Origin of the sequence: Candidatus Uabimicrobium helgolandensis (assembly GCF_041508025.1) — a bacterium.
GTDB lineage: Bacteria > Planctomycetota > Uabimicrobiia > Uabimicrobiales > Uabimicrobiaceae > Uabimicrobium > Uabimicrobium helgolandensis.
The window spans coordinates 3,404,740-3,425,332 of the sequence record NZ_CP165719.1 but is presented as its reverse complement, the minus strand read 5'-3'; the positions used below and the strand labels follow the sequence as shown (position 1 = coordinate 3,425,332).

Annotated in this window: 16 protein-coding genes; 8 read left to right on the top strand and 8 right to left on the bottom strand. The window is 35.7% G+C overall.

Features of this window, described 5'->3' with window-relative positions:
- Positions 1-179: 179 nt before the first annotated feature.
- Entirely contained in the window at positions 180-1,559 is a 1,380-nt protein-coding gene (locus UABHE_RS12540) for an MBL fold metallo-hydrolase (RefSeq protein ID WP_372370660.1), read from the bottom strand.
- 213 nt (positions 1,560-1,772) lie between these two features.
- Here UABHE_RS12540 and UABHE_RS12535 point away from each other — a divergent pair, with 213 nt between their 5' ends.
- The gene (locus UABHE_RS12535) at positions 1,773-2,594 is read left to right on the top strand and encodes an endonuclease/exonuclease/phosphatase family protein (RefSeq protein WP_372370659.1); all 822 of its coding nucleotides are present in this window, start codon (positions 1,773-1,775) and stop codon (positions 2,592-2,594) included.
- Here UABHE_RS12535 and UABHE_RS12530 read toward each other — a convergent pair.
- Both UABHE_RS12530 and UABHE_RS12525 read right to left on the bottom strand, forming a co-directional pair.
- On the bottom strand, positions 2,584-3,174 hold the full coding sequence (locus UABHE_RS12530; RefSeq protein ID WP_372370657.1) for an alpha-ketoglutarate-dependent dioxygenase AlkB: 591 nt from the start codon (positions 3,172-3,174) through the stop codon (positions 2,584-2,586). The genes UABHE_RS12535 and UABHE_RS12530 overlap by 11 nt on opposite strands.
- Positions 3,174-3,566 (bottom strand): MAPEG family protein, encoded by a 393-nt coding sequence (locus UABHE_RS12525; protein WP_372370656.1) that lies wholly within the window; start codon positions 3,564-3,566, stop codon positions 3,174-3,176. Before UABHE_RS12525 ends, UABHE_RS12530 begins: the two co-directional genes overlap by 1 nt.
- Before the next feature lie 130 nt (positions 3,567-3,696).
- On the opposite strand from UABHE_RS12525, the gene UABHE_RS12520 reads away from it, so the two are divergent.
- From UABHE_RS12520 to UABHE_RS12510, 3 genes are read left to right on the top strand one after another with little or no spacing between them, the layout of a single operon-like run.
- On the top strand, positions 3,697-4,539 hold the full coding sequence (locus tag UABHE_RS12520) for an aldo/keto reductase family protein (RefSeq protein ID WP_372370655.1): 843 nt from the start codon (positions 3,697-3,699) through the stop codon (positions 4,537-4,539).
- Between the two features lie 2 nt (positions 4,540-4,541).
- A complete protein-coding gene (locus tag UABHE_RS12515) occupies positions 4,542-5,546 on the top strand; it encodes a Gfo/Idh/MocA family protein (RefSeq protein WP_372370654.1) in 1,005 nt (334 codons plus the stop codon).
- Between the two features lies 1 nt (position 5,547).
- Complete coding sequence (locus UABHE_RS12510; protein WP_372370653.1) at positions 5,548-6,603, top strand: serine/threonine-protein kinase; 1,056 nt, start codon at positions 5,548-5,550, stop codon at positions 6,601-6,603.
- 206 nt (positions 6,604-6,809) lie between these two features.
- Here the strand turns inward: UABHE_RS12510 and UABHE_RS12505 are convergent, their stop codons facing one another.
- Positions 6,810-7,841 carry a M42 family metallopeptidase gene (locus UABHE_RS12505; protein ID WP_372370652.1) on the bottom strand — a complete coding sequence of 344 codons (1,032 nt, stop codon included), beginning with the start codon at positions 7,839-7,841 and terminating at the stop codon, positions 6,810-6,812.
- 167 nt (positions 7,842-8,008) lie between these two features.
- On the opposite strand from UABHE_RS12505, the gene UABHE_RS12500 reads away from it, so the two are divergent.
- Positions 8,009-9,010, top strand: coding sequence for a M42 family metallopeptidase (locus UABHE_RS12500; RefSeq protein ID WP_372370651.1), 1,002 nt, complete (start codon positions 8,009-8,011; stop codon positions 9,008-9,010).
- Positions 9,011-9,019: 9 nt separating this feature from the next.
- Positions 9,020-10,015, top strand: coding sequence for a serine/threonine protein kinase (locus UABHE_RS12495; RefSeq protein WP_372370650.1), 996 nt, complete (start codon positions 9,020-9,022; stop codon positions 10,013-10,015).
- Between the two features lie 32 nt (positions 10,016-10,047).
- Here the strand turns inward: UABHE_RS12495 and UABHE_RS12490 are convergent, their stop codons facing one another.
- Together UABHE_RS12490 and UABHE_RS12485 are read right to left on the bottom strand one after the other, a co-directional pair.
- Positions 10,048-10,692: a hypothetical protein gene (locus UABHE_RS12490; protein ID WP_372370649.1), complete on the bottom strand. Its 645-nt coding sequence runs from the start codon at positions 10,690-10,692 to the stop codon at positions 10,048-10,050.
- A 4-nt stretch (positions 10,693-10,696) separates the two neighbouring features.
- Positions 10,697-11,308: a hypothetical protein gene (locus UABHE_RS12485; protein ID WP_372370648.1), complete on the bottom strand. Its 612-nt coding sequence runs from the start codon at positions 11,306-11,308 to the stop codon at positions 10,697-10,699.
- Between the two features lie 541 nt (positions 11,309-11,849).
- On the opposite strand from UABHE_RS12485, the gene UABHE_RS12480 reads away from it, so the two are divergent.
- Positions 11,850-12,554 carry a Bax inhibitor-1 family protein gene (locus UABHE_RS12480; RefSeq protein ID WP_372370647.1) on the top strand — a complete coding sequence of 235 codons (705 nt, stop codon included), beginning with the start codon at positions 11,850-11,852 and terminating at the stop codon, positions 12,552-12,554.
- A gap of 73 nt (positions 12,555-12,627) precedes the next feature.
- Here UABHE_RS12480 and UABHE_RS12475 read toward each other — a convergent pair whose 3' ends face one another.
- Positions 12,628-16,002, bottom strand: a complete 3,375-nt coding sequence (locus tag UABHE_RS12475; protein WP_372370645.1) for a pilus assembly PilX N-terminal domain-containing protein — start codon at positions 16,000-16,002, stop codon at positions 12,628-12,630.
- Positions 16,003-16,274: 272 nt separating this feature from the next.
- Between UABHE_RS12475 and UABHE_RS12470 the strand changes: the two genes are divergently transcribed.
- Complete coding sequence (locus UABHE_RS12470; protein WP_372370644.1) at positions 16,275-17,438, top strand: MFS transporter; 1,164 nt, start codon at positions 16,275-16,277, stop codon at positions 17,436-17,438.
- Here the strand turns inward: UABHE_RS12470 and UABHE_RS12465 are convergent.
- A complete protein-coding gene (locus UABHE_RS12465) occupies positions 17,435-20,560 on the bottom strand; it encodes a protein kinase (RefSeq protein ID WP_372370643.1) in 3,126 nt (1,041 codons plus the stop codon). The two genes, UABHE_RS12470 and UABHE_RS12465, sit on opposite strands and share 4 nt — an antisense overlap.
- Positions 20,561-20,593 lie beyond the last annotated feature (33 nt).

Here is a 20,593-nt window from a genome sequence, read left to right as displayed (position 1 = left end):
AGCGACAGAAAGTGATTTATTGGTTCAATACTAGTTTTTTGCGATGGAAAAAGAAACTTTGCTTCTTTGATAAATTGTTAGTGAAAGTTTCGCAAACGGGCTCGGGCTCGAAAAAACACACAATATTTTGAATGATGACACGCCCTAATAGCAAACTTTGGATAATTATTTTTATTAGTTTACTTAGAGTTTTCTACGCGATTAGCACACCAAAAATGTTCAATACTCCCACTAATGCCTTTGCCTTTAGAGTTTAAAACAATATGCTCTCTTTCATGAAAAGGCACAACATGTGCATCTAAAACGTATCCTTCTGAGCGCATTCCGTTTATTTCAAGTAATCTTTTTCCTGAAAACCACAACCCTAGTCGTTGTAAAGCGCGGCGAATAGCAATGCATTGCGGATTTATTTTTTGCTTGGGGTAATCTATACCTAAATGTATATCTTCACAAGTATTCTGGTAAACATCGCTAGCTTTTTCAACTAACCACTGACATACATGCGAATTATTTTTTAAAAATTGGTAGTAGGCATCTTCATATAATTGTAAAGCGCTGCTATATGTAATTAATTTATTTTGCCAATGATAAACTATTTCAGGTAATTCCTGGGTTTGTTCCTTATCGTAAAATTCTATTGCAAATTGCGTCAGGCTCGCGTTTTTTTCTGTGGGAGAACTTGTGTAAATGTACCTTGGCTTACGAGATCTATGCGGTACTATTTGCAGCTTATCGCGTTGTTTTTTGGGAATACGTGGTAGTAAGAACGCGCGTACATCGCACATTTCATATTTACGTGGTAAATGGCAAAATGCTAAGGTTTTTCCTGTGAAATTTTCTAGAACAGGCGCTAACTGCGCAATTGTATTATGTGTTACTTGGTTTTCCGGTGGAATAAATTTTGGGTCGTATTGTAAATATTCTTCTAGATAACTGCATTCTGTGATGAGAATTTCGGCATTTAGAATATCAGGACGTTGTTTAAAAAGGTCGGTGTCGGTGTCAGAGGTGTAGCAAAAAATAGGGATTTCTACATATTTGTGTACAATTTCGCCGCGCTTAACTGCATCGCGAATTTCATTAGAACTTTTTCCTTCAAAATCTTCACTCAACTTTTTGCGCTTTTCTTTTACTAAGAAACCAATAGTTGGTAAGCAGTGAGTGGTAGTAAAAGCTTCGACAATGCGATTATTTTCAATTTCGACTTGTTGGCCATCTTTAAGACCAATGATTTCATATTGCATGTTAAAGCGCTCTGCTACACAAATAGACTTTACAAAGTCTTGCGTTTGTTCTACACATTCTTGTGGGACATAAATCTGTGGAATTTGCGGGCGAAATTTTTGACGCCATGCGATCCAGGTTGGCAAAGCGATGCAATGATCTTGGTGAAGGTGGCTTAAAAATATACGTGGTATGTGACGCATCGGTTCAACACACCATCCGATATCAAAAATTGAATTTAGTTGCGGTACAATAAGCCATGTTACGCGCGAAGCAGCGCTATAACCATTTACTTTCCAGTTCCCCAAGGAGAAAGTAACTCCATGATCTAACATCTTATATTCCCTTTCTTATATTTGTTATTTGAGAAAAATATTGCACACTAGTTTAATAATACCTACACTATTGATTAAACAATAAAGGTTTTATTTTGTAAGCTTTGTAAATTTAGTGGTTAATCTATTGTTTGTTGTGATTGCGATAGATATAGAATACCACCGAATTTTTTTTAATGCGTTTTATTTCTTTTTTTTGCATTGAGGGAACTCATGTTCAAAAAATGGTGTGTCATTTTTTTCTCACTTATTATTACTTTATTAAGTGAGGATTTAAAGGTTATTTCTTGGAATGTCGAATCAAGTGGTTCGAAAAATGAAGTAATTGCTGAACAGATAGAGGACTTAGGAAAATACCATATTTGGGGTTTTTCAGAAGTGCCGAGTATTGAAGCGGCGCAAATGTTTGCACAAGCAGCGGAGAAAGCCGCTTTCCGTAGTTTACACCTTACCACAAGTGTATTTAATTCTCGAAGCAAATATAGCAGTATTGTGGGGACCACAGGAAGGTCTGATAAGCTTGTTATTGCTTATGATTGTGACCGCCTTCAAAGGTTAGAAGATTTTGAACTGCATCATATCAATATTGGTGGTCGTGTTCGGTCTCCTGTCGTTGCGAAATTTCTGGATAAAAAAACCAATACTCAATTCTATTTTATGGTCAATCATTTATATCGAGGTAATGAAACAGCGCGTCATGAACAATCAGTGCTTCTCAATGAGTGGATTGCTAAACAACGCGAACCAGTTATTGCTGCTGGTGATTATAATTATGATTGGCAGGTAAAAAACGGAGACTTTGATCATGACAGAGGTTATGATTTGTTAACAGCAAGTCGCGTTGTTAGTTGGGTGCGACCAGAAAAAATGATACGTACGCAAGATAGTCACTACAATAGTGTGCTTGATTTTATATTTTGTAGCTACGATTTATGGGAAAGCGAATCAGAGATTATCGTGCGCGATAATGACTTTCCTGATGATAAGACAACTAGTGACCATCGACCAGTTGCAGCTGTTTTTTCTATTCCTTAGGATATGTCCAGCGAAAAGTTAGGTTAATGCGCGGATTTACTTTTTTCTTTGTTTTAGGAATGCCATGTAACCAGTAGTGTTGTGTTTTAGATTTCATAACAAGTAAGCTTCCGTTACCAAGTTGTATTTCTAATTTGGGAACAGTTTTATCTGTTTTGTGTTTTAATACGAATCTACGATGGCCACCTAAAGATAGAGAGGCAATACTAGGATTTTCTCTCAATTGTTTTTCATTATCTGCGTGAAATCCCATAGAATCATTGCCGTCGCGATAGTAGTTTAGTAAGCAACTGTTAAATTTGAGTTGTGTACTCTCTTCGACTTGTTGTTTTATTACAAACAGCAAAGGATGCCATTCTTTAGAAGGCAAAGTAGAACGCGAGTAAGTATAAGAAACCTCGCCGTACCAACAGATAAGACGAGGTTGCAGTACTTTTTTCCCCATGATAAATATTTCTTTTTGTTGCCAAGGAAGATTACTTGCTAAATTTTGAAACCAAAGATTGGCGATCTCAGGAGCAATAAAGTCTTCGGTGTATTCTGTATCGAGATTATTTCTTTGTGTGATAACCTTAGGCATTAGAATATCTTAGGAATAACGTTTGCTAAGATTACTCCAGCAAGACCAATCATTGTTAGAAAAGTTAGTATTGTTCCAAAAAAGCGGCCAAAAGTAACTCCGGCGTTAGATAAAAGACCCCAAGGATGCAGTATTCTAGCAACAACAAGGGTAGCACCAAAGCAGTGCACCACTGTACTGCTAACTTGATTTAACTCTGCCATGGCAAGTAGTAGCACACATATAGGTATTGTTTCTATTGCATTTCCGTGTGAGCGCATAGCGCAAAGTAAACTTTGATTTTCCCCGTGACCGAGCCCTATTTTTTCTGATCTACGATAACGAATAACGTTACCCATAAGCAAAAATATAATGATGCCTAGTATCGCAGTGTAGAAACCAGTAATTGGCATAAAATGTTCCTTTATTGAAGTAGGTCATATTTTGGTTAAAAATATATAAATTATAGAGTTACATTTTACATTTACATTTACAAATTGCAAGTTTTTGCCGTATTATTTCCGTATCCACTAAGGAGTACACATGAATATTACCGTTGGAGAAGGTGTTGTCCCTGTTATGATGTATGGTACAGCATGGAAAGAAGATCAAACAAAACCGCTTACCATTCAAGCGATACAAAATGGTTTTCGCAGCATTGATACCGCCAATCAGAGAAAACACTATTTTGAGGTAGCAGTAGGAGAAGCAGTTGCTGCAGTCATTTCGGATGGACAAGTGTCACGTGAAGATTTGTTTTTACAAACGAAATATACTTATCAACGTGGTCAAGATCATCGCTTACCTTATGATCCTGATTCTGATTTTAAACAGCAAGTACAACAGTCTTTTCAAAGCTCGTTAGAGCACTTACAAACTTCCTATATCGATTCATATGTTCTTCATGGCCCTTATTCTTACCCTTTACTTGTAGATATCGATTGGGAAGTATGGGAAGCAATGGAAGAACTCCACGGAGAAGGTAAAGTACGTTTTCTTGGAATCTCGAATGCTACTTTTGAGCAACTTCAGGTTCTTTTTAAGAGAGCAAAAATAAAACCAACTTTTGTTCAGAATCGTTGTTTTGCAAGCGCACGTTGGGACTATGATGTTCGTCAACTTTGTAATGATAATAATGTTATCTATCAGGGATTTTCGCTATTAACAGCGAATAGTCGCGAGTTACAAAACCCTCTGATGCAAGAATTGTGCGAAAAATATAGCAAAACGCTGGGGCAAATCGTTTTTCGTTTTGCAATGCAACGTGGAATGATGATTTTAACGGGTACAACCAAAGAAAAGCGTATGTTGGAAAATTTACTGATAGATGATTTTAGTCTAACCGAAGATGAACTAAACCATATTGAAAATATCGCAGGAAATTAAACATGATAAAGAATACTTATAATTGGGGGATTGTTGGTTTAGGTAATATCGCGCATTTATTTGCACAAGGTTTGAAGCATATTCCGCAGGCGCGTTTGTGTGCTGTTGCTTCTCTTTCTTTAGACAGAGCGAAGAAATTTGCCATAAAATACGATGTGCCTCACTACTATGGTAGCTATGAAGAAATAACATCGAATCCCGAAATAGATATTGTGTATGTCGCTACTCCTCATCATTTGCACTGTGAAGTTTCACTAATGTGTATGCGCAAACACATTAGCGTTCTTTGCGAGAAACCTTTGGCAATAAACACAGAGCAAGTTGAAGAGATGATTGATACAGCGCGCGAGAAACACGTATTTTTTATGGAGGCTTTGTGGAGCCGTTTTCTACCACATATTTGCAAAATCAAAGAGCTTGTAGATAATGGGACTCTAGGAGATATCCATCTTCTTGAAGCTGATTTTGGTTTTCGCGCGCCATTTGAGCCGCAAAAAAGACTTTTTAACAATAAGCTTGGTGGGGGTTCGCTTCTTGATATCGGAATTTACCCTGTGTTTCTCTCTTATTTACTTCTTGGTATACCAAAAGAAATCCAAGCTTTAGCTAAAATTGGTTCTACAAATGTGGATGAAAGTTGCATAATTAATATGTCTTATGACAGTGGTGCATTGGCAACTTTGCATAGCTCGATTACTTCAAAAACCAAAACGCGCGCATCTTTGTATGGTAAAGATGGGGAACTTGATATACTTTCACCTTGGTACGCTCCTTCGCATTTTGTATTTAAAAAATACCAGGACAAAAGCAAAGAAGAATTTCGTTTTAATTATGACAATATAGGTAATGGCTATACTTTTGAAATTATCGAAGCGATGAAGTGTATGGAAAGAACACAACAACAAAGCTCTTTGTGGAATTGGCAAAATAGTTTAGAGCTGGTGAAAATTCTCGACGATATTCGCGATAGTTGCGGAATAGAATATAACCCAACGGTAAGTTCTTAGCATGACTAAAAAGAAAGAATCAAAAGAGGATACAATAAGGCTAAAGTTAAAATCGACAAATATCTTGCGTGGAGAAGGCACAAGTTTAGACAATAAAAACGACGTAGATATTTTTCCTAATATCTATTTCAACCTATATCCTGGAGATCTATTTGCTGATCGCTATAAAGTGATGCAAAAAATCGGTGAAGGAGGTATGGGACTTGTCTATAAGGTTGAAGACATTGAGACTTTAGAAATAAAAGCTCTAAAGATAACAATAGCAGAAGCCGAATCAGAGGATGAAACAAATGTAAAAAGATTTGCGCGTGAGATTACCACAATGCGTAAATTACAACACCCTAATATTGTGCAAATTTATGAAGCTGGTCAAGCAAACAAGCGTTGGTACTACACAATGACTTTTATCGAAGGCAAACTTTTTACTGTAGGTACATGGCAACAATTATCACAGGCCGAAGGAATTGAAATTATTGCTCAGATTGCCGATGCTGTTTATCATGCCCATAAAAAAGGTATTATTCATCGCGATTTAAAACCAGAGAATATTATATGCTCCTCTGAGAATAAAGCTTTTTTAATGGATTTTGGAATAGCAAAGTCTTTGGGTTACAACACAAAACTTACTGATAGCGATACAGTGATGGGAAGCCTTTTTTATTTGTCACCTGAACAAGCAAGTGGAGGAAGTGATCTTGATTATCGCAGCGATGTTTTTTCATTAGGTATTATTTTATACCAATTTTTAACATCGCATTACCCTTTCAAAGGGACCTCTAACATGATGATTCTTAATGCTATTCTATGCTCAGATCCAACGCCACCAAACGAATTAAACAAAAATATTAGTGAAGACCTGCAAAATGTATGTATGACAGCGCTTGCTAAAAATAAACAGTGTCGCTACTTTTCGGCGAAAATGTTTGCACAAGATTTACGCCGTATTTTACAACATAAAAAACCACTACTAAGTACATCAAAAAGCTACAGTTTTTTTGTAGCGATCTTTCTTACTTTAATCGTAATTTTGGTATTTTACTTAGGGCGTGCTACTTAAAATTTATAAACGCTTTTTGTTTACGAATAAATGCGGTAAAGATAAAGAAGGTAATAAAAAAGATTATTTTTAGTGTGTAAATTCTATTTTTGTTTTTCATAAAATAATTACCCATTTCATGCTTACATCGCTTCCAATTGGTTACCGAAAACGAAAAAAAGCGATGTAAACATAAGAAGATGGTCTACTTTGTTTTTAAATGAAGTTTAAGGTGTGGCAGCAATAGCATTTGGTACTTTAGCAAGAAGCTTTACTACGTTTTCTATATCGTTCTTGTCTGCCATTTCGCAAGGAGCATGAGTATAACGAAGTGGAAAACTAAGTGCTACCATATGTGCACCTGTTGTTTGAAAAACAGCGCCGTCAGTAGTACCACCACTCACAGCTTGCTGGATAGGGATGTTTTCGTCGTTAGCCAAATCCATTAAAAACTTACTTAACCATGGAGAAGCAATACAACGCGAATCTACCATGCGTAGAGCAGGGCCTTTGCCACAAACTGAAGTAGCCAAGTTATGAGGGACAACAGGCGTGTCACCACTCGATATTGTGTCGAGAGCGATTACATAATCAGGATTCATTTTATTTGCAAGTACGTGTGCGCCGCGTAAACCTATTTCTTCTTGTACAGTCCATGCAAATGTAATGCGAAGAGGCCAATCTTTTCCCGCTAACTCCTGGAGAAGCTTTACCATTGCCCAACAACCTAAACGGTCATCTAACGAACGAGCCATAATAAATTTTTTGCCGACATAATGGAGTTTTTTAAACGCAACAATACTATCGAAAAGTTGTATCCCCATTTCATGAGCTTCTTCTCTACTCGTTGCTCCTGCGTCCACAAACATCTCTTCAAATGCAATGGTTCTTTTCATTTCTCCGCGATCAACCATAACATGAGGAGGTTTTATGGCTATGGCTACTGGAAGTTCTGCGTCTTTTGTAATAAGTCGCATGGTTCGACCTTCAACAGTACGCGGATCTACGCCACCAAGTTTGCGAATTCTCAAAAAGCCGTCTTCTTCGATATGAGTAACTACTAAGCCTATTTCGTCCATGTGAGCGGTGATGATTAAGTGTTTTTCTCCTTGGCCAATAGTCGTAACTAAATTTCCCATGTTATCGACTTCGTAGTTATCAACAAGACCTTTGATTTCTTCTTCTATACGCAAGCGGATTTTTTCTTCTTGTCCACATACTCCTGGCAAGCTGACTAGATCTTCGAGTAGTTTATCCATTGTTGCACTCCATTGATATTTTGAATATAATGTATTGAAATTTTAAACATTTGTTAACAAACACTTGTCAAAATGATTTAAATTTGTTTATTTACAAGTTTATATTCTAGCAAATTTACGGTATATTATCAAGTAGAGCGTAAACAACAAATGTTAATGAGGGTACCATGAATACACTACTAAAATCAATTATTCAAACGTGCAGTGTCCCTGGAAATGAAATAGATCTGCGTGATTTATTAATAGAGGAATTTCAAAAATATGGCAAGATTCACCGGTCTAAATGGACTGGGTTTTACTGTGCGCACAAAAACAACAGTAAAAAGAAACAAACTAAAATAGTGATAACTGCACATATGGATTCGCCAGGGTTTATTGTAAAAGATATTGAAGATAGTGGTGAGCTCACTATTATCTCTTTAGGTGGACTTAACCCGAGTTTGATGGATTTGCGTCAAGTCAAACTTCGTACAAAAGATAAAATATATCCAGGAATTATTACTTTAAAAGACAAGGATGTTACTGATCGCCGTATGGCTACCTATAAAGGCTTTTTTGGTTTTTTGTCCGAAAAAGATGCAGAAAAAAAAGGAGTTTGTATTGGTGACAGTGTTTGCTTTGATTCCCCTATCGTGGAAATGGAAAATAACTTAATTTCAGCACCACATTTAGATAATCGTTTAGGGATATTTTCATTGCTTAATATTGCAAAGAAATTAAGTAATGAAAACCTCGATTGCAATATTTACTTTGCAGCCACTGATTGCGAAGAGACAGGGGGAAGAGGTGCAAAAATTTTAGCAAATATGATACAGCCGAACATTGCAATTTGCTTGGACACAACTTATGAGGAAGGTCGAGTGAAAATGAGTAAAGGTCCTGTTCTTACCCTTGCAGATGCCGCAGTGCTCCTCCCAACAACGACGCGCGATTCAGTAGGGCAAATAGCAAAAGAAAATAAAGTTCCACTTCAATACGAAGTATATAATTACGCCGGTACTGATGCAAAAGATTTTAAAGATGTTGGTGATGGCTGTTTAACTCTATGTCTACTTATAGCAACGTTGAATAACCATAGCCCTCATGAAATATGTTCTCTTAAGGACCTTGAGTCTACAAAAAAATTAGTGTGTTCAATAATCAAAAATCATCACAAATTAGTAGTATAGGAATTTGATATGCCATATGGACAAGACCCTTATCAGGAGAAAAGAAGCCACGAGGTTGGAGGGCGTTACAAGATTTTACAAAAAATCGGCAAGGGTGGTATGGGTACAGTTTACCGAGTGCATGACAAACTGTTGTCGCGTGATATAGCACTAAAAGTACTATCTGATGACCAATTTGGAAAAGAAGAGCACTTGCGTTTTAAACGAGAAGCCGCGACGATTGCGAAACTAAGACATGAAAACATCATTCGTTTATATGATTGTGGTGAATATAATGGTTACCCGTATTTTACGATGGACTTAATCCAAGGTGTTAACTTGTTTGAAATGTCAAAAAAGAAAAAAAGGGGCTTGCCTGCAAAGTATATGGCTGAAATTATGGTTAAAGTTGCTGATGCTATACACTATGCCAACGAGCAAGGTATTATTCATCGCGATCTAAAACCCGATAATATTATGATTAATGAAGTTGGTAAACCAATAGTAATGGACTTTGGTTTAGCAAAAGTACAACATGCAGAAACAAAACTGACTTGTGATGGAACAATGCTGGGAACTTTGATTTATATTGCCCCAGAATATGTTAGTGGAAAGGTAAAAGAAGTTGATGCTCAAAATGATGTGTATGCGATAGGGGTAATTCTTTACGAAATGCTAACAGGTTACAATCCTTTTCACGGTAGAAGTCATACAGACACGATGGATAAAATTTTGTTTACTAAAGTCCCAAAACCAACGAAAAAAAATGCGCGCATTCCCAAATCATTAGAGAATATTTGCCTAAAAGCTATTGAGCGAAATAAAAAGAATCGCTATCAGGATGCATATCGTTTAAAAAGAGACCTTGAAGCATTTTTAAGTGGCAAAAAAATAGTCCACAAAGGTTCTTTTCCATCTTTTTCTGATTTGTTTCACAATCCCAAAGTAGTGATGACTCTTTTAGTTGTTACTATTCTTATCATCATTGCTCTCACTTTAACTTTGTTACTGTTTTATGCACGTTAGCGGATTTCTCCTATAAGGAGAAATCCATAAATCTAGCTAACAAATATCGCAGTAGATATAAATGTTATGAATGCAAAACTCAGTGTTACTAGCAAATGCTTTATGCTGCTACGCAAACACGCATATTTTCGACTACAAACGTGCGCGTCAGTATGAAGTTGGTACACATACTCTTTTTTCAGATCTTCCTCTGATAATTTTTTATACTCTTGCCAAAATTTCTCTTTGTCATCCATCTTTGGAAAAGCAATTGTCATACCAATATTAAAGACATGTCTTGTTTGGCAATAGTCAACTGGTAGAGTACGTGGAAAAAAAACGCGTACTGCATACAAAAAAGAGATAATTTGAAAGATAAAATATAAAACAAACAATGTACCAATTAAATAACCAGCAACATGCTCAACATTGCCTAATTGTAAAGCTTTTTTCCATAAAACCATTCGCTGTAACATAAAACCAACAAGTACACCATGAACCGTTAATACTAGTCCCGATTTCGTATCTGCTAAACTAATCCACTTTTGCGTGTGTTCATAGGTTTTGACAATAGCATGAAATGTATCATCTGTATCTATCCGCAAAGGCTTTTCTTCGCTGTTTACAATTTTTTTAAATGCTTCTTGTTGTTTTTTTTGCGATTGTTTTTTTAATTGTTTTTTTGATTTTTTAGCCATATTTTTAGTTGGAGTTTAATTCTTCCATAGGACCTGTTGCAAATCCGTGTAATCTCCAAAAACTTAGATCACTTTGCGGAGGAGCAAGAAATCCTGGAAAAGCGGTAATGAGAACCCATTCACTTGGACTTTGAATAAATTTCCAGTGTCGATGTTCTTCTTTTGTTTTACAAATGCCTAAAGAGACATCTGAATCAATTTTTTTTGCTAAGCGTTTTTGATCAAAACGCATAATAATTAACGCAACTGTTTTACATAATTTTGGTGTCAAAGTAGGGAAAACTTTCGTTAAATAACCACGTCGAACTTCCCACTCGACTTTCGTTCCGTCCTCTACTTCGCGAATATTTACCAAAGAATGCCATCCTACATTTTCTTCACATTCGACAATTGTTCGAATGGTAGAAGGACCTAAAGGTGGTTTTGGGTCTCCCCAAAAACTTTTGGATGTCTCTGGTGGTAAAGTGACTTGGCTTAACCATGTAGAAATTTTTTCTATGGCAACGTCCATCTCGCTAAATAGAAAAGTGCCACCTGATTGATCAGGATCTAAATGGTTTTTTAAATGTTCGGTATCAATAGATATTTCTATACCGTTTTTGCTTTTTGCTATCATAGGATTAAGTATATTTTTTTAAAAAAGCCAATGAATTTTGTAAATGATTTATAGTTACTTTCATTAAGATTATTATAAGCCGAAAGTGCACATTTGTCAACCTAATCGATTAAATGAATTGTATTAAGTGAGTCGCAAAAAGTTTTTGAGCACGTTTCAAGTCAGCGTAGAATTTGAGTGTCAAAGAAGGAGAGCCTGAGAGGCACATAACTGTAACTATGTAACCGAAGCTCAACGCCGCTATGATACTCAAAGGCAAGCTGCGTGCTCTTAAAAACTTTTTGCGACTTGCTTAATTTAATTAGCTAGTTTAAAGAATGTTTCTAAAAAGATTTGACAAAAAAATAAACTTAATGCAGAGTATATCGATGCCTTATGCAAAATAAAAAATCAATGCGAACATGCTTGTTTACATGTTACAATAGTGAAAATAATTGCAATATCTACGATATTTATTGCAACCGCTGGTATTTTAAAGTATTATTCTCTGTCTAGAGGTAATACATTTTTTTTTACAATCCTTTTTGTAATGGGGGATTTCATGAATAATCCATATGCACATCCAAGTCTTGCTGCAAATGTTGCTGCAAACGAACGTGCTTTATTTATCCAACGTACCTACAATCACCTTGCAGGTGCTGTTTTAGCATTTATTGGTATTTCGTTTATCATACAAAAAACAGGTTTAGCTGTTACGCTTACCAACACAATGTTAGGTTCGCGTGCAAGCTGGGCTGTAGTACTTTTTGCATTTATCGGGATATCTTGGTTTGCTGAAAACTGGGCAAGATCTTCTACTTCTCGCGAAACTCAGTATATGGGTCTTGCGCTTTATGTCGTTGCTCAAGCGATTATTTTTGTTCCACTTTTATACATGGCAAATAATTATGCTAATGATCCACAAATTATTGCAAAAGCGGGAGTAACTACTCTCACACTCGTAGCGGGAATCACTTTTGTGGCATTCACATCCAAAAAAGATTTTAGTTTCTTGGGTGGTTTTTTAAGAGTTGCAGGTTTTGTGGCTTTTGGATTTATTATTTGCTCAATGATATTTGGCTATCATATTGGCAATGTTTTTTGTGCTTTGATGGTTTTATTTGCAGGTGGGTGTTTGTTGTATGATACTTCAAATGTGATTCGTCACTACAGAACAGATCAGTATGTCGCGGCATCTTTGGCGCTTTTTGCTTCAATTGCTTTAATGTTCTGGTACATCATTCAAATGTTTATGTCAAGTGATTAATCGTAGTTTACTAAAAATAAACTAGAGAAGCCACGTCATTGCGACGTGGCTTTTTTTGTTTGATGAGAAATACTTATTGAATTTCGTCAAAAGAAAGATGCTCAATGTTTAAAATAGTCAATTGCATTGAGTCTAAAGCAGCGCAAACACTACCAATAGCTCCCGCAACATTACTTGGTGTTTGAAATACAACCTCGTAGGTTAAGGCGTCACCTTCTTTGACCGTATGTGTGCCGGATGCAGGAATACCACTTCCATCACCTCCTTGGTCTATTTTACTTGCCGGAAACTGAAAAACACTTGCTCCATTTAAAGTTGCTGATGCCGTAACAAAGGCATTTTCAAAGATATTTCCAGCATTGACATTGTATTTACCGTTATTATTGTAAGCTACCCATCGAAGGATACCTAGCATACCTTTTCGTGGTATTGTAAATGAATTTGTATAAACTGATTGCGGATTAAATCTATTGAGTGTAGCATCGCGATCCAATCTTTTTTCATAAGAAATAACATTATCAACAGTGGCGTTTCCCAAATAAACACCTGTACTATGCTGAAAAAATTTATTGCTATTGCCAATATTATTTTGGCGGCGAAAAATACCATTTATCAGTAAATAATTAAGCCCGTTTCCTACGTTTGAGTCAGTGCTACCTACATTAAAAACATCACGCTCAGCACAAACGACAAAACGCGGTTCATTAACTCCTACAGTCTCAGCTATGCCAAAATAACTCTGCTCTATGCCAGCAACTTGATTATCAGCTCTAAGCGACAAATTTTCTTTAAAGTCGTCAGCCGCTTCGAATTTTGGTCCTTGGTTGTTTTCATTACCTTGTTGTGATTTATCATCCCAGTTGATAATAATATGATGCCAAGTATTTGCTTTCCAGTTAGAGATATCTAAGCTAATATCGCGCTTTGCAAAACGGCGTTGGATATCTCCATTGCGGTTGAATGTGGTTGCGTTCTCTAAATTGTTTTTACCAAAGTAGCCGCAGAAGTAATAACGCGTTAATTTTAAATGTCCTTCGGTATCTTTAACTAAGAATGTTTGTGTTCCTTCTCTAAAGGTATCTTGTCTAGTGCCTTCTATATCTGCAGGCCCTGTTTGTTCTTCTCCGATGGTTGAAAAAGAAAGAATTCCACATTCTGTTGGAGAATCGCCATCAACAGCTAACTTAATCCAGAACTCAATCGTGCCCTCATAGTTTCCAACACGATGATTATTTAAACTGTCATCGGCGTTGTTGCCGGTGGCATCACCGTCGTTGAGACTTGCGTTGTTATTGCCGCTACTATCACTACTACCATCACTACCAATAGCAGAATTGTCTAAAGCGTATTTGGAGTAGTATTTTACAGGAGTTGCTCCACCAATACCATTGTTTAAACCATCGATAATACCTTGACTCTCATAGAAATGGGCTACAGAAACAAGGCCGTCGTTGACAATATTACTGACTGCGTTTGGCGCAAGAATATTTTCTTCTCTAGTTGTCGTATCAACGTTATTCGTTTCTTTGATTTTAACAGATTGATCATCTTTACTTCCTGTCAAAGTACTATTGTTAGTGCCTAAAAAGTGATCAGAATTGTTAGGGGCAGACGATTCACTAGCGCTTCCCGTATTAAACAAAAGATCAGTCTCATTGATAGGATTTATCAACTGTGGACGCGGTTCAACACGACCAGAAAATGGAGAAGTGAAATTAGTGTTGTGGCGACCTGGATACGAAATAGTGTCATTGCCAAAATCTCCGCTTGTCACAAAATCTTCTTGCGTTGAATGTTCTAAAACGTCAAATAAACGTACATCTGTACGGAAAGTACATGCTCCAGTGACAAGATTACCGTTTTCAGCGGTGATTCTCGATGAAGAAGTTATTTCGTATACACCATCGTCAAAGGCGGTCAATTCGGTTGTATGGTGGTTCACTATTTTTGTGTTTAAGCCAACAATAAAAGAAGCAATGCTCTCATCTTCTCGCCCAAAAAGGTTTGCTTTTACGCTTAGTAACTGCGATGCAACATTTGGATTCCAATAATTATCAATTACGTTAGGATTAAAATTACTTTTTAAAACATCGCGACATGCTTGTTTCCACAGAAACTTAATTTTAGCAAGATCACCATCGTTGTCGCCAAATGATTTGCCTGCGCCAAACAAATTTTTAATTTCTGTAACAGGAAAAGCTGGAAAAAAAGTATTACTATTTAATAGATCTAATTCATCATCATCAATACCATCGCTAGCATTAACTTGCTGTATGCGATCTATTTCTTCGTTAATTTCAGCATTTGAACTGTAGTCTTTTCCTACTAATGACTGTGCTATTTGTAATGCTTGGCTAGACGAAAACTGAATTTGCAATTTAGGAATGCGGTGTTCTATTGCTGTTTCTCTACGCGCACTTTGAGTATTTGTATCATTAGCAAAGGTAGCATCTATACTGCGATCAACGCGACTTAAAAGCAGAACAGGTATCGCTTTTGTTCTTTCAATTATAGTTTGGATAAGCTGTAAAGAAGCGCGATTAATGTTAATAGCAGCGCGCATTTCTCGAACATACTGAGGAGCAACATTCGTGCGATAGTTAGTACCTGATAAATTTTGTGGTGGGAGTATATCACCACTCGCATCAACTAAAGAAGCTTTTGCTGTTTTAGGATCTATACGAGAATTTACGCATATATTTGCTAAAAAACGACGGCTTTCTGTACTGGTTCCAAGATTAAACTCAACAATATCTTCTAAATCATTTGTTGTGAAGTTTGGAATCGATGCATCGTCAGGTCTAATAGCATTGGCAATTGTAAATGCAGGAGCAGTTTCTATACCGCACTTTTCTGCTAATGTCTGTAAAAGACCACGCATAATACGATTAGAGTCTTGTTGTTCGTTTGCTAAAACATTACCATTTTGGTCAACACTAATATGACTGTTTACGTTTAGTCGTCCGCCAATATTGATAATTTTTAATCCGTAAAGATTACCGTTGTCTTCGTATGTACCTCGGATGGCTCCGTTTATACGACGCCCAACCAAGCCGGAATAAGAAAATGGACCTTGTTGGTCTTGGTGTAGTGACAATAGTGGTGGTGTTTCTTCTGCGCCACCGCGAATGGCATTATCTAACTCGAATATATCTTCAGTTTGATTATTGATCTGAGCTGTATCTCCAGGAGCATGAGGATATAAAACATCTACACCATTTACTTGCTGTCCTACAATGCCTTGTTGTGCTTGTTCAAAAAGAACAGCAATTCCATGATCTACCCCTGCAAATGCTGCCAATTTTGCTTCTACACGATCTTTGTAGTTACTAGCAGCTGTTCTTTCATAAGAAGTCATGCGTATGAATGTTACACCTGTTGTTGATAGTACTAACAACACACCCATTGTTACAATCAATGCAAGACCTTTTTTACGATTTTTAGTCATATTATCCCCCTCTCGACATATTTGGGTATTCGCTAAGAATAGTTTCTGCTAAAAGAAAATATTTTTGACTACACGCCCAAAAGTATGTTAAACAACAATCTTTAAAATTGTTATTTACTAGGGTGTGCTGACACGCCCTAGGAATCAAATCCATTTATTATAAATTGTCTCTGTATTTGAAAGTCACAGGGCAAAATTATTTATGTACACCTAAAATGCTGTCCCAATATACAAGAATACTTGTTTTTACAACAGGTTGCAAGGAGATTTTAATGCACAAAAAAAACTTATTTTTGCTATTAACTGGAAATATTTTGAGCCATATTGGTACAGGAATTACCATGCTGGCAATCCCATGGCTTTTAATAAAAAAATTAAATGCCACGGAAGCCTATGGTTATTTAAGTATTCTAGCAATGGTTTTAAGTATTTTACTCTTGCCGTATATTGGGGTGATTGTTGATCGTTTTTCGCGAAAAAAAATATTACTAATGGTAGCTTTTGTTGGTTTTATTGGTACAAGTTTGTCTGTGCAACTGCCAGAAAATAGCATATATACCTTGGCAGGTGTTTATATACTAGGACAAATAGTTTATAACTTTCAATTTCCCACTCTACTCGCAGTTATCCAAGAAATTTTTCCACAAGAAATGTACGAGCGTGTTAATGGCTTGATGGAAGTGCAGTCGCAATTTGCTATGGTAGCGGCAGGAGGAGTTGCTGGTATACTTCTCGACAAGGTTTCTCTTAAGACAGTTCTTATTATTGATGCGAGTACATATTTACTTTCAATAGTTATATTTGCTTGCTTGCAATATCAAAAGCAACAAACGGCGAAAAAAAGTCCGCATTCGTCGGTGTGGGAGGGGGTTTTTTACATGCGAAAATTTCCTCAAAAATTTTTGTTTTTATTTTTAAGCCTATTTCCATTTATAACATTAGTTGGATTTAACTATTTACTCCCCACACATATTATTCGAGTTTTAGATGGCAGTGCGCACGTCTTTGGTTGGGGAGAAATTGTGTGGGCATTTGGTTCGATTACTGCTGGCATATCTATCCCTATTTTGATTTATAAAGTGCACATGTCGAAAATGATTATGTTGTGTTTTTTTATGTTCATGCTTTGCATTGGTGTTCATGTATTTAATGATGCAGTGTGGGTATTTGTGGTTAATGTTTTCTTTATGGGATGGAGTAATGCCAGTATTCGCGTAGCTAGAAATACAGCAATGATGCGCATTGTTGATAATGAAATAATTGGACGTGTTAACACCACTATTTTTATGTTTGCTAACATCATCCAAATTATTCTGATTTTTACTCTAACAACATTTGTTGACAGCGTGGGAACAGAGTATTGCTTTTTTTTATTACTTTTAGCACTTTTAGCATCTTACTACATTTTATGGCGTAACAATTATCGAGATGTTTAGAACTTCCATAGTAATATTTGTTTACCAACAGTAACTAAAGCTTGTTTTTGAGGTAGGTAAACGCAATCTGATATAGAGTGTTTTGCTTTTAATTCTAGAAGTAGACTTTGCTGGACGAATTTCTCTGATTTTTGCTCAAAATTCCAAAACGATTTCATGCTAATGTCCCATATCAAAATGCGATTTCTTACGTCAATAGAGATCAAGCGTTTGTTGTTTTGAGCGAGGGCAAAACAACTATAGTAAGCCTTGTGTTGTTCTAAAGAACGAAATACACGTTTTCCTTGGAGTAATTTTTGAAAATCGAAAATCTTAATTTTGTCTTGATACTGTAGTATCAAAGAATTTACTTCGCAGATTTTTGCGTAAGTGACATTCACTTTCTGCGCACCGAAATCAAAAGGAATTATTTGGTATTTTTTTGTTTTTAGATTTAAAACACACAGTGGCTTTATACCGTTTACGTAGTAGAGAAAAGTAAAAATTATGTATTTATTTGTTGTTAAAATTGCATCTAAAACATATGCACTTTCATGATTACTTAAAGTACGAGAAGAAATTTCATCAATGATTTTTTCTTTTACTGTATCCCATATTAAAACAACTGCCTTTCTATTGTATAGATACAACCAACGTTTTCTTTTGTCAAAAACACCACCAATAGGTTTACCTTTAAAAAATTTATATTGTGCTGCACTTCTTGTTTCTTTTAATGGTTTGCCTTTCCAATAGACATCATGTAAATCGTTTATATACAAGACATTTTGCGTTTTACTGTCGACAAATGAATAAAGAGATTTTCTGGTGATGATAGGTTTTTTTTTCTTTTGAGTTTTAGTGTTGTAAATGAGTAGCCTGGAAAAAGAGCTACCAGTAGAAATATAGTTTCCTGATAATTCAACATATTGAGCATCTGAATTTTTGATTATAATTGTTGGGTTTTTTTGTATGGGGATTTGATATGTTAATGTTTGCGAATAATTGATTGTGGAAAAGTATTTACCATGGAAAATGATATCTTTTAGTTCACTTTCTGTACTGTGAACACGTTCTTCTAGATTTCCTTGCAAATCGTAAATAAATATTTGACCATAACGGCTTATTGATGACAAATAGTCGCTATTGCCTTTTATTTGAATTACGCAAGAGTGATGTTCAGCAATTTTCGTTCTTTTATTACTTCTAAGATCCAAATGATATATTTTTCCAGAGGTTGTTCCCATCATAATGCAATTTTTGGAATTTATATAATAGCATTTATGAATTTCTTGGTTTGTTATTCTATGGATATTGGTAATTTTATACTTTTTAAAAGAGTATGTATATAGATTACCGCTGTATACAAAAAAAACATTGCGATTTTTGGGATTCTTAGTAATAGAAAAAGTATTTGTCATAGATGTCATTCCCACTAACCCTTGCGAAAAATCTCCTATTACTTTTATATTGACAAATTTTGAATTTCGCAATTGGCAAGAAAAAACGTAGTAGTGACCGCCGACAATTATATTGTTTTTATCGTAAAAATAACAACATTCTAATTTTCCTAACTTTTCTGGAATTGCGATTTTTGCTTTTTCTTCGAAACTATTTGCGTCATATAGATATAATTCTCGTCGAGAAAGAATTGCAAAATGCTTTTGCTCATCATCTGTGCATATCGATGTAGGGCGAAAAGGTAGATCTCTTATTTTTTCGAATTGCCAACCTTTTTGCCAAGAATAGATGTAAATTCGTTTACTTTTCTTACTGTTTGTTATTAGCTTTTTTTTGAGAAATAAGGCAACATCACCTGCGGCTTTGGATTGGTATTTGAATAGTTTGGTTTTATTCTTTAGCCAACGAAATTCAATACAGTCATTGGGGTTTGCAAAATCGCTATTAATATAATTACTGTATGCACTTTTCAAATCATTTGTAGCAGCTTTGATATTATTATTTTGGATGCGCATATTTGCAAGATCAAGATTTTTTTTTAAATCGATAAATTCTTTTTTCTTAGCAATCTCTTTTGCTGAAATCTCTTTTTGTTTTAGTATTTCTTTTTGTATTCGTAGTTCTGCTTGGTTTGCTCTAACTATGAAGAAAGCGGTGCTTAGGATTGTTACTAAAATACTTACTACCAAGGAAGACATGGGTTTGTTGCGTTTTACTGATTTAATAAGACCCCCAAAACGAGTTATAGGTTTTGCTATTATCGGTTTGTTATCTACATAATTTTGTAAATCGTTTGCGAATATTTTCATCGATAAATAGCGTTTTTGTGGTTTTTTTTCTAAGGATTTGAGACATATTGCTTCTAGTTCTTTAGGAATATCAGGATTTAATAATCGTGGTGCGACAGGATCTTTGTGTATAATTTGGTATAAAATATTAAAAACGGTGTCGCCTTGAAAGATAGTTCTTGTTGTCAAGCATTCATAAAAAGTAGCCCCCAATGAATAGATATCGCTTATTTTGGTTGCTTTTTTGTTTCGTGCCTGTTCGGGTGACATATACATTGGGGTTCCAGCAAATTCATCGACAGAAACTAATGATGTTCGTTCTATTTTGGCTAGACCGAAGTCCATAATCTTTGGCTTTAATTCGCTGTCTAACATTATATTTTCAGGTTTAATATCACGATGGATAATTTTGCGTGTGTGTGTAAAGTATAAAGCGTTTGCAACTTGGGTAAAGATGTGAATGATTTTTTCAAAAAACTCTCGGTTTTTTAGCTTTTTGCTATGATGTCTAATAAAATGATCTAGAGACATTCCCTCCACTAATTCCATAACAAAAAAACAAATTGGTTCTTCACACACCTCAAAAATTTGTACAATATTCGGATGATTTAACCGTGCAACAGACTTTGCTTCTTGTAAAAACTTTTGGATATGTTTTGTGGTATTTTGTAAAATAATCTTGATAGCAACATCACGATTTAAACGCGTATCATGAGCACGGTAAACTGCACCCATGCCGCCACGTCCCAGTTCCTCCATAATCAAATACTGATTTAAATAAGTACCTTTGTTTAAACACCCTTGCTTCTTTACTTTGTCGTTCACATATGTATTTTGCTCAGGAAAACTTTCAAGCCCTAAATCTAGTAGATCTCGTATTTTATTAGTCTCATTCATGTGTTTTCTTCCGCTGTGTTTTACCAATTTTAG

What these genes read in the sequence shown, in the direction of transcription:
- UABHE_RS12540 (WP_372370660.1), bottom strand. Translation starts at nt 1,559, where the DNA reads ATGTTAGATCATGGAGTTACTTTCTCCTTGGGGAACTGGAAAGTAAAT.
- UABHE_RS12535 (WP_372370659.1), top strand. Translation starts at nt 1,773, where the DNA reads ATGTTCAAAAAATGGTGTGTCATTTTTTTCTCACTTATTATTACTTTA.
- UABHE_RS12530 (WP_372370657.1), bottom strand. Translation starts at nt 3,174, where the DNA reads ATGCCTAAGGTTATCACACAAAGAAATAATCTCGATACAGAATACACC.
- UABHE_RS12525 (WP_372370656.1), bottom strand. Translation starts at nt 3,566, where the DNA reads ATGCCAATTACTGGTTTCTACACTGCGATACTAGGCATCATTATATTT.
- UABHE_RS12520 (WP_372370655.1), top strand. Translation starts at nt 3,697, where the DNA reads ATGAATATTACCGTTGGAGAAGGTGTTGTCCCTGTTATGATGTATGGT.
- UABHE_RS12515 (WP_372370654.1), top strand. Translation starts at nt 4,542, where the DNA reads ATGATAAAGAATACTTATAATTGGGGGATTGTTGGTTTAGGTAATATC.
- UABHE_RS12510 (WP_372370653.1), top strand. Translation starts at nt 5,548, where the DNA reads ATGACTAAAAAGAAAGAATCAAAAGAGGATACAATAAGGCTAAAGTTA.
- UABHE_RS12505 (WP_372370652.1), bottom strand. Translation starts at nt 7,841, where the DNA reads ATGGATAAACTACTCGAAGATCTAGTCAGCTTGCCAGGAGTATGTGGA.
- UABHE_RS12500 (WP_372370651.1), top strand. Translation starts at nt 8,009, where the DNA reads ATGAATACACTACTAAAATCAATTATTCAAACGTGCAGTGTCCCTGGA.
- UABHE_RS12495 (WP_372370650.1), top strand. Translation starts at nt 9,020, where the DNA reads ATGCCATATGGACAAGACCCTTATCAGGAGAAAAGAAGCCACGAGGTT.
- UABHE_RS12490 (WP_372370649.1), bottom strand. Translation starts at nt 10,692, where the DNA reads ATGGCTAAAAAATCAAAAAAACAATTAAAAAAACAATCGCAAAAAAAA.
- UABHE_RS12485 (WP_372370648.1), bottom strand. Translation starts at nt 11,308, where the DNA reads ATGATAGCAAAAAGCAAAAACGGTATAGAAATATCTATTGATACCGAA.
- UABHE_RS12480 (WP_372370647.1), top strand. Translation starts at nt 11,850, where the DNA reads ATGAATAATCCATATGCACATCCAAGTCTTGCTGCAAATGTTGCTGCA.
- UABHE_RS12475 (WP_372370645.1), bottom strand. Translation starts at nt 16,002, where the DNA reads ATGACTAAAAATCGTAAAAAAGGTCTTGCATTGATTGTAACAATGGGT.
- UABHE_RS12470 (WP_372370644.1), top strand. Translation starts at nt 16,275, where the DNA reads ATGCACAAAAAAAACTTATTTTTGCTATTAACTGGAAATATTTTGAGC.
- UABHE_RS12465 (WP_372370643.1), bottom strand. Translation starts at nt 20,560, where the DNA reads ATGAATGAGACTAATAAAATACGAGATCTACTAGATTTAGGGCTTGAA.